General features: G+C 72.7%; 5 protein-coding genes. 4 read left to right on the forward strand and 1 reads right to left on the reverse strand.

The features are described from left to right. The first annotated feature begins 127 nt into the window (after positions 1–127). Positions 128–2,698 carry an ATP-dependent Clp protease ATP-binding subunit gene (locus tag GPA02_RS07860; protein WP_156199354.1) on the forward strand — a complete coding sequence of 857 codons (2,571 nt, stop codon included), beginning with the start codon at positions 128–130 and terminating at the stop codon, positions 2,696–2,698. A gap of 145 nt (positions 2,699–2,843) precedes the next feature. Next, positions 2,844–4,238, forward strand: coding sequence for an outer membrane protein assembly factor BamB family protein (locus GPA02_RS07865; RefSeq protein ID WP_156199355.1), 1,395 nt, complete (start codon positions 2,844–2,846; stop codon positions 4,236–4,238). Between the two features lie 11 nt (positions 4,239–4,249). On the opposite strand, the gene GPA02_RS07870 is transcribed toward GPA02_RS07865, so the two are convergent. Further along, complete coding sequence (locus tag GPA02_RS07870; RefSeq protein WP_156199356.1) at positions 4,250–4,840, reverse strand: SGNH/GDSL hydrolase family protein; 591 nt, start codon at positions 4,838–4,840, stop codon at positions 4,250–4,252. Between the two features lie 98 nt (positions 4,841–4,938). On the opposite strand from GPA02_RS07870, the gene GPA02_RS07875 reads away from it, so the two are divergent. After that, a complete protein-coding gene (locus GPA02_RS07875) occupies positions 4,939–6,360 on the forward strand; it encodes an outer membrane protein assembly factor BamB family protein (RefSeq protein ID WP_156199357.1) in 1,422 nt (473 codons plus the stop codon). Positions 6,361–6,539: 179 nt separating this feature from the next. Beyond that, on the forward strand, positions 6,540–7,759 hold a 1,220-nt coding region (locus GPA02_RS07880; protein WP_156199378.1), incomplete at its 3' end, for a DEAD/DEAH box helicase.

Below are 7,759 nucleotides of genomic sequence, written 5' to 3' on the forward strand. Positions count from 1 at the left end.
CAGGTCGCCGGTACCCCCGCGGGCAGGGCGTGACACGCCTCTCCGCCTGCGGCGAACACCGGCAGAACCGGGGGGTGGGCGTGGTTAGCCTTGACGAAACCCGCCCCCGCTCGTTGGGAGAAGTGTCATGTTCGAGAGGTTCACGGACCGTGCTCGCCGCGTGGTCGTCCTCGCGCAAGAAGAAGCGAGGATGCTCAACCACAACTACATCGGCACCGAGCACATCCTGCTCGGGCTGATCCACGAGGGCGAGGGCATCGCCGCGAAGACGATGGAGTCCCTCAACATCTCCCTCGACGCGGTGCGGCAGCAGGTGCAGGACATCATCGGCGAGGGCCAGCAGGCCCCGGTCGGTCACATCCCGTTCACCCCGCGCGCCAAGAAGGTGCTCGAGCTGTCGCTCCGCGAGGCGCTGCAGCTCGGCCACAACTACATCGGCACCGAGCACATCCTGCTCGGCCTCATCCGTGAGGGCGAGGGAGTCGCCGCCCAGGTGCTGACCAAGCTCGGCGCCGACCTCAACCGCGTGCGCCAGCAGGTGATCCAGCTGATCTCCGGCCACCAGGGTGGCAAGGAGGCCGTCTCGGCCGGTGGGCCCGCCGAGGGCACGCCGTCGGGCTCGGCGGTGCTCGACCAGTTCGGGCGCAACCTCACCCAGGCGGCCCGCGAGGGCAAGCTCGACCCGGTCATCATGCGCAACAAGGAGATCGAGCGCGTGATGCAGGTGCTGAGCCGTCGCACCAAGAACAACCCGGTGCTGATCGGTGAGCCCGGCGTCGGCAAGACCGCCGTCGTCGAGGGCCTCGCGCAGGACATCGCCCGCGGCGACGTCCCCGAGACCCTCAAGGACAAGCAGCTCTACACGCTCGACCTGGGTGCGCTGGTCGCCGGCTCGCGCTACCGCGGTGACTTCGAGGAGCGCCTCAAGAAGGTGCTCAAGGAGATCTCGACCCGCGGCGACATCATCCTGTTCATCGACGAGATCCACACGCTCGTCGGTGCGGGTGCCGCCGAGGGTGCGATCGACGCGGCCAGCATCCTCAAGCCGAAGCTGGCCCGCGGCGAGCTGCAGACCATCGGTGCGACGACGCTGGACGAGTACCGCAAGTACATCGAGAAGGACGCCGCGCTCGAGCGCCGCTTCCAGCCGATCCAGGTCGCGGAGCCGACGCTCACGCACACGATCGAGATCCTCAAGGGTCTGCGCGACCGGTACGAGGCGCACCACCGCGTCACGATCACCGACAGCGCGATCGTCGCGGCCGCGAACCTCGCCGACCGCTACGTCAACGACCGCTTCCTGCCGGACAAGGCGATCGACCTGATCGACGAGGCCGGCGCCCGGCTGCGCATCCGTCGTATGACGGCGCCGCCGGAGCTGCGCGAGCTCGACGAGAAGATCGCCGAGGCCAAGCGCAGCAAGGAGTCGGCGATCGACGACCAGGACTTCGAGCGCGCCGCGCGGCTGCGTGACGAGGAGAAGCGCCTCGTCGCCGAGCGTGCCGAGAAGGAGAAGGCCTGGCGCAACGGCGACATGGACAACGTCGCCGAGGTCGACGAGGAGCTGATCGCGGAGGTGCTCGCCGCCTCGACCGGCATCCCGGTCTTCAAGCTCACCGAGGAGGAGTCCAGCCGGCTGCTCCGCATGGAGGACGAGCTGCACAAGCGCGTCATCGGCCAGGACGAGGCCGTCAAGGCGCTGTCGCAGGCGATCCGTCGCACGCGTGCGGGCCTCAAGGACCCGCGCCGCCCGGGTGGTTCGTTCATCTTCGCCGGCCCGACCGGCGTCGGGAAGACCGAGCTGGCGCGCGCGCTGGCCGAGTTCCTCTTCGGCGACGAGGACTCCCTCATCCAGCTGGACATGAGCGAGTTCGCCGAGAAGCACACGGTCTCGCGGCTGTTCGGCTCCCCGCCCGGCTACGTCGGCTACGAGGAGGGTGGCCAGCTCACCGAGAAGGTGCGCCGTCGGCCGTTCTCCGTGGTGCTGTTCGACGAGGTGGAGAAGGCCCACGCGGACATCTTCAACTCGCTGCTGCAGATCCTGGAGGAGGGCAAGCTCACCGACTCCCAGGGTCGTCAGGTGGACTTCAAGAACACCGTCATCATCATGACGACGAACCTGGGCACCCGGGACATCAGCAAGGGTCTGCTCACCGGCTTCCAGGCCGGCGGCGACCTGTCGACGAGCTACGACCGCATGAAGGTCAAGGTCAACGACGAGCTGAAGCAGCACTTCCGCCCGGAGTTCCTCAACCGCGTGGACGACGTCATCGTCTTCCCGCAGCTCGGCAAGGACGAGATCTTCCAGATCGTCGACCTGATGATCGCGCGCCTGGCCAAGCGGCTCGCGGACAAGGACATGCAGATCGAGCTCACGCCCGCGGCCAAGGAGCTGCTGGCCGAGCGCGGGTTCGACCCGGTGCTGGGTGCGCGGCCGCTGCGCCGCGCGATCCAGCGCGAGATCGAGGACCAGCTGTCCGAGAAGATCCTCTACGGCGAGCTGAAGAGCGGCCAGAAGGTCGTCGTCGACGCCGAGGGCGAGGGTCTGCTGGGCGAGTTCACGTTCGCGGGCGTCGCCAAGGACGTCACGACCGAGGACGCCCCGGTCGAGGACGCCGAGATCGAGCCGGTCGGCGTGGGCGCGGCCACCACCGACGCCCCGCCGTCGAGCACCGGCGAGGCGCGCGGCACCGCGTGACCGCAGCGCGCTGAACGACCCGAGGGTCGCCGTCGAGACATCGACGGCGGCCCTCGGTGCGTCCGGGCAGGGGTCCCCACCGGTCGTGCGACCTCCACGGTCGCCCGACGCCCTACCCTGGGCGGCGTCCGGGGAAGGGGTGCACATGACCGAGGAGGTGTCGCCGCGGCTGACGCCGCGCGACCGCGGGGCCGAGCGCGAGCGGACCGCCCGCGGCCGACGGCGCGGCCTGACGATCGCCGCTGCGGTGCTGGTCGTCGCCGCGCTCGTCGTGGGTCAGCTGGCGTTCGGGCTGATCACGCGGGTGGTCGAGGTGACCGGCTGGACGTGCGGGCGAGGGTGGGACCGCGTCGGCACCGACGAGCTCGACGAGCTGACGATCGTGCGCTGGGGAACACCCGAGGCTCGCGAGCTCGTCGACCCGCAGCGGCTCGCCGACCTGCCGCCGGGTCTCGACCAGCCCAGCCTCACCACCTACCCGCCGAGCGACCCGCGCGACTTCAACCCCACCCTTCACCCCCTCGGTGACGGCGCGGTGCTCCTGAGCGACGGCTACACCGAGCACACCTGGGTGGTGGTCGACGCCCGCACCGGTGAACCCCTGTGGGGGGTCCGGGCCGGTGACGGCCATGACGTCAGCACCGTGGGTGGCAGGCTGACGGTGCTCGGCGCGGCCGGCGACCGCACCGACCTGACGACGTTCGATGCCCGCACGGGTGAGCGGCTGTCGTGCGTGCGGCTGGACGGTCGACCGACCGCGATGGCCGACCTCGGCGACGAGGTGGCCGTCGGGCTGCACCTGCGCGACGCCGGCGAGGACGGGGATCCGGGACGGCTGGTCGTGCTCGACTCGGTGACCGGCCGCGTGCGCTGGGACCGGACGCTGCCGGTGCGTCCGACCGCGTTGCACGCCGCCGCGGGCACGATCGCCGCGTCCGCCACGAACGGCCAGGGCCTCCTCGAACGTCCCTTCCTGCCGGCGGGCCCCGCCGTCGTCGCGGTGTCCGCCGAGGACGGCGACGAGCTGTGGCGCCTCGACGCCGACGCGACCGTGCCGGCGGTGCTCGACGCAGTGACGACGGCGGACGGCGCCGGTGCGACGCTCGTGCAGTCCGTCTCCGACGAGCTCCGGGACCGCGACGCGGTGGGTTACTCGCTGCTCGACGCCACCGGCCAGGAGGTGTGGAGCGTCGAGCTCGCCCGACCGGTCGAGGTCGGGAGCTGGCAGAGCGGGGACGTGCTGCTGCTGCCGGACGGCTCGACGTCGGTCGCTGTCGACGTGGGGACGGGCGAGCGGCTGTGGGAGGACGGCCCGTACCTGCTGCCCGACGACGTCGTCGTGCTCGGCGGCGCGTTCGTCGTCACCGACCGGTTCGTCGAGGGCGGCGACGGCGAGCAGCGCGCGATCGCCCTCGTGCTGGACGCGCGCACGGGCGAGGTGCTCGACACCGTCTCACCGTTGCTCGACGTCCGGCCGTCCGACTCCTACCTGCTCGCCGACACCGGCTCCACGCAGGTCGTGATCCCGCTGACCGGCTGACGTCGAGGGGCTCAGCCCGAGCGGTAGGCGTCGAGCCAGAGATCGGCGAGGAACCGGTGGCCGTCGGGGGTGGGGTGCACGCCGTCGTAGGCGAGCGCGGCCGGGCCGACGGCGGCGGCGCGCTGGGTGAGCGGGCCGTCGGTCGCCACGTAGTCGGTGCCCAGGTCGAGGGCGATGCGGCGCACCGCCTGGATCTTGGGGTCGAGGTCCTCGCGCCAGTCCCACTGGTCCGGCCGCACCGGCAGCAGGAACGGCTCGACGAGCATGATCCGGCCCACGCCCGCGTCGCGGGCCTGCGTGACGAGGTCGCGGTAGCCGCTCTCGAACTGCTCGACCGAGGTCGGGTCGTCGGAGTCGTAGCGGCGCCAGGTGTCGTTGATGCCGATCTTGATCGACAGCACCGCCGGTGCGTGGACGAGCACGTCGTCGTGCCAGCGCGCCAGCAGGTCGACGACCCGGTTGCCGGAGATCCCGGTGTTGACGACCCTCTGGTCGGGCAGCGCCTGCGCGACCAGGGCGGGGTAGCCCTCGCCCAGGCTGGTCGGGTCGGTCCGGTCACGTCCGGCGTCGGTGATGGAGTCTCCGGTGAGCACGATCGTCATGGCACGCACTCTGGCACGGCCGGAGGTGGCCGCGCGCGCCCGGGAACGGCGCGGCGTCCCCTAGCGTGGTCGACGACGACGAGCACGGAGGGGGTCGCGTGAGCGACGAGCCGGCGCCGGGCCTTGCGCCGCGCGACCACGAGGCCGAGGGGCGAGCACGAGCGCGCCGTCGGCGACGGAACGTGGCGATCGGTGCCGTCGCGGCCCTCGCCGTCGGGCTGGGCGTCGCGGAGCTGACGACCGGGCTGGTGAGTCGCGCCGTCGACGCCACCGGGCTGACCTGCGGGGGCGGCTGGAGCCGGATCGATGCCGACGAGCTCGACGGCATGCGCGTGGTCCGGTGGGGCACGCCGGAGGCCCGCGAGCAGGACCTCGACCCGGTGGACCTCACCGACCTGCCGCCCGGGCTCGCCGAGCCCAGCCTCACGACGGCGGCGTTCCCCGACGACGGGGCGTACGACCCGCTGCTCTACCCGCTGGGCGGGGACGTCGTGCTGCAGGGGGCCGGGTACACCGAGCAGACCTGGGTGGCCGCCGACGCGCGCACGGGCGAGCCGCTGTGGGGCGTCGCGACCGACGGCGCCGTCAGCGGGGTGCAGGGCGTCATCGGGCTGCTCGCCGTCTCGGGCGACCGCACCGATCTCACCACCCTCGACGCACGCACCGGGGACGAGCTGTCGTGCGTCGGTCTCGACGGCGCGGTGCTCGACGTCGCGCCCGTCGGCGACCGCGACCTCGTCGTCGCGACCGACGTGGGCGACGCGCACGAGGAGGACGGCAGCGCCTACCGGCTCACACGCGTCGACCCCGTCGACGGCGAGGTGCGCTGGTCGACGCCGGTGACCGCCTTCCCGGGCGGTCTCCACGTCGCCGGCGGGACGATCGTGGTCTCCTCGCGCAGCGCGGGCGCGATCACGACCGGCTGGCAGGAGGACACCGGGGGCGACCGGGACCTGGTCATCGGCGTCGACGCCGAGACCGGGCGCGAGACGTGGGCCCACCGCGACCCCGCGCAGTCGGCCGTGCTCGACGCGGTCGCCCTGCCCGACGGCGGTACCGGCGCGCTGCTGCTCGAGGTCCCCGACCGGCAGGCGTGGGACGAGGCGCAGGGCGAGTACGTGCTCCTCGACGACACCGGGGAGCAGGTGTGGCGGACGCCGGCGACCTACCGACGTGACGACGTCGCCGCGTGGCACGCCGACGGCGTCGGGGTCGTCCTCGAGGACCTCCACCCCGTCGGGCTGGACCTGGGCACCGGCGAGCGGCTGTGGCGCGCCGAGGGTGCGGGGCTCGAGGGCGACGTCGGGCTGCTCACGGGCGGCGACGGCGCGGTCGTCGTGCTCGCGAACCAGCGCGTCGAGGACGACGACGGCGGGCGCTTCGTGACGCACGTGCTCGACATCCGCACGGGCGCGCTCACCGTGCACGAGGCGCCGCTGCGCTCGTTCCGGGTCACCGACACCTACGTGATCAGCAGCACCGGCGCCACCCAGCTCGTCATCCCGCGGCTCGAGCGCTGACGGGGTGACCCCGGCCACACCGGCACCGCGGGGCCCCGCGGTCTGCGACAATGGACGCAGCGGGCACCTCGCCCGTGGCATCGCGGTTCCGAATGCGCCGGCTCAGGCCTGGACGCACCAGTGACATCTGCACTGCGGTGAACCCCCTCAGAAGAAGGCAACACATCTCTGTGTCAGGCATGACTTTCGGCGCGCTCGGCGTGCCCTCCTCCCTCGTGGCGTCGCTCGAGAAGCGCGGCATCACCGAGCCCTTCCCCATCCAGACGGCGACCCTCCCGGACACCCTCCGGGGCCGTGACGTCCTCGGCCGTGGCCGCACCGGCTCCGGCAAGACGCTGGCGTTCTCGCTGCCGCTCGTCGCCCGGCTGGCCGACGGCGGCCGCGCCCGGTCGCGCACGCCGCGCGCCCTCGTGCTCGCGCCGACGCGTGAGCTGGCCACCCAGATCGCCGACACCCTCGGCCCGCTCGCGGCGGCCGCCGGTCTGAGCCACACCGTGATCTTCGGCGGCGTCGGCCAGAACCCGCAGGTCAACGCGCTAGCGCGTGGCGTCGACGTCGTCGTGGCCTGCCCCGGCCGGCTGGAGGACCTCCTCGGCCAGGGCGCGCTGCGGCTCGACCAGATCGAGATCACCGTCCTCGACGAGGCCGACCACATGGCAGACCTCGGGTTCCTCCCCGGCGTCAAGCGCATCCTCGACAAGACGCCGCGCGGCGGGCAGCGGATGCTGTTCTCCGCGACGCTCGACAACGGCGTGGACGTGCTCGTGAAGCGCTACCTGTCCGACCCGGTGACGCACTCGGTCGACCCGGCCAGCTCGCCCGTGGCCGCGATGACCCACCACGTGTTCACCGTCGCCGGCAAGGACGAGAAGCGCGAGGTCGTCGAGACGCTCGCCTCCGGCACCACGCGCCGGCTGCTGTTCACGCGCACCAAGCACCAGGCGAAGCGGCTCGCGAAGCAGCTGACCGCCGCTGGCATCCCCGCCGTCGACCTGCACGGCAACCTGTCCCAGAACGCCCGGCAGCGCAACCTCGAGGCCTTCAGCACTGGTGCGGTGCGGGTGCTCGTGGCGACCGACATCGCCGCGCGCGGCATCCACGTCGACGACGTCGAGCTCGTCGTGCACGTGGACCCGCCGGCCGAGCACAAGGCGTACCTGCACCGCTCGGGTCGTACCGCGCGTGCGGGCTCCGGCGGCGACGTCGTCACGATCGTGCTCCCGGAGGAGCGGGGCGACTTCCGCTCGCTGGCGCGCGCCGCGAAGATCACCGCGGCTCCCGAGCAGCCGACCGCGGCACGCCTCGCCGGCCTCGTCGGCGAGGTCGCCCCGCGGGTGACCCCCGCCCCGACGGTCGCGCCCGCCGGCCGTGGCGAGCCCGCCGCGCGCGGCCCGCGCCG

The organism is Actinotalea caeni (assembly GCF_009733795.1).
GTDB classification, from domain to species: domain Bacteria; phylum Actinomycetota; class Actinomycetes; order Actinomycetales; family Beutenbergiaceae; genus Pseudactinotalea; species Pseudactinotalea caeni.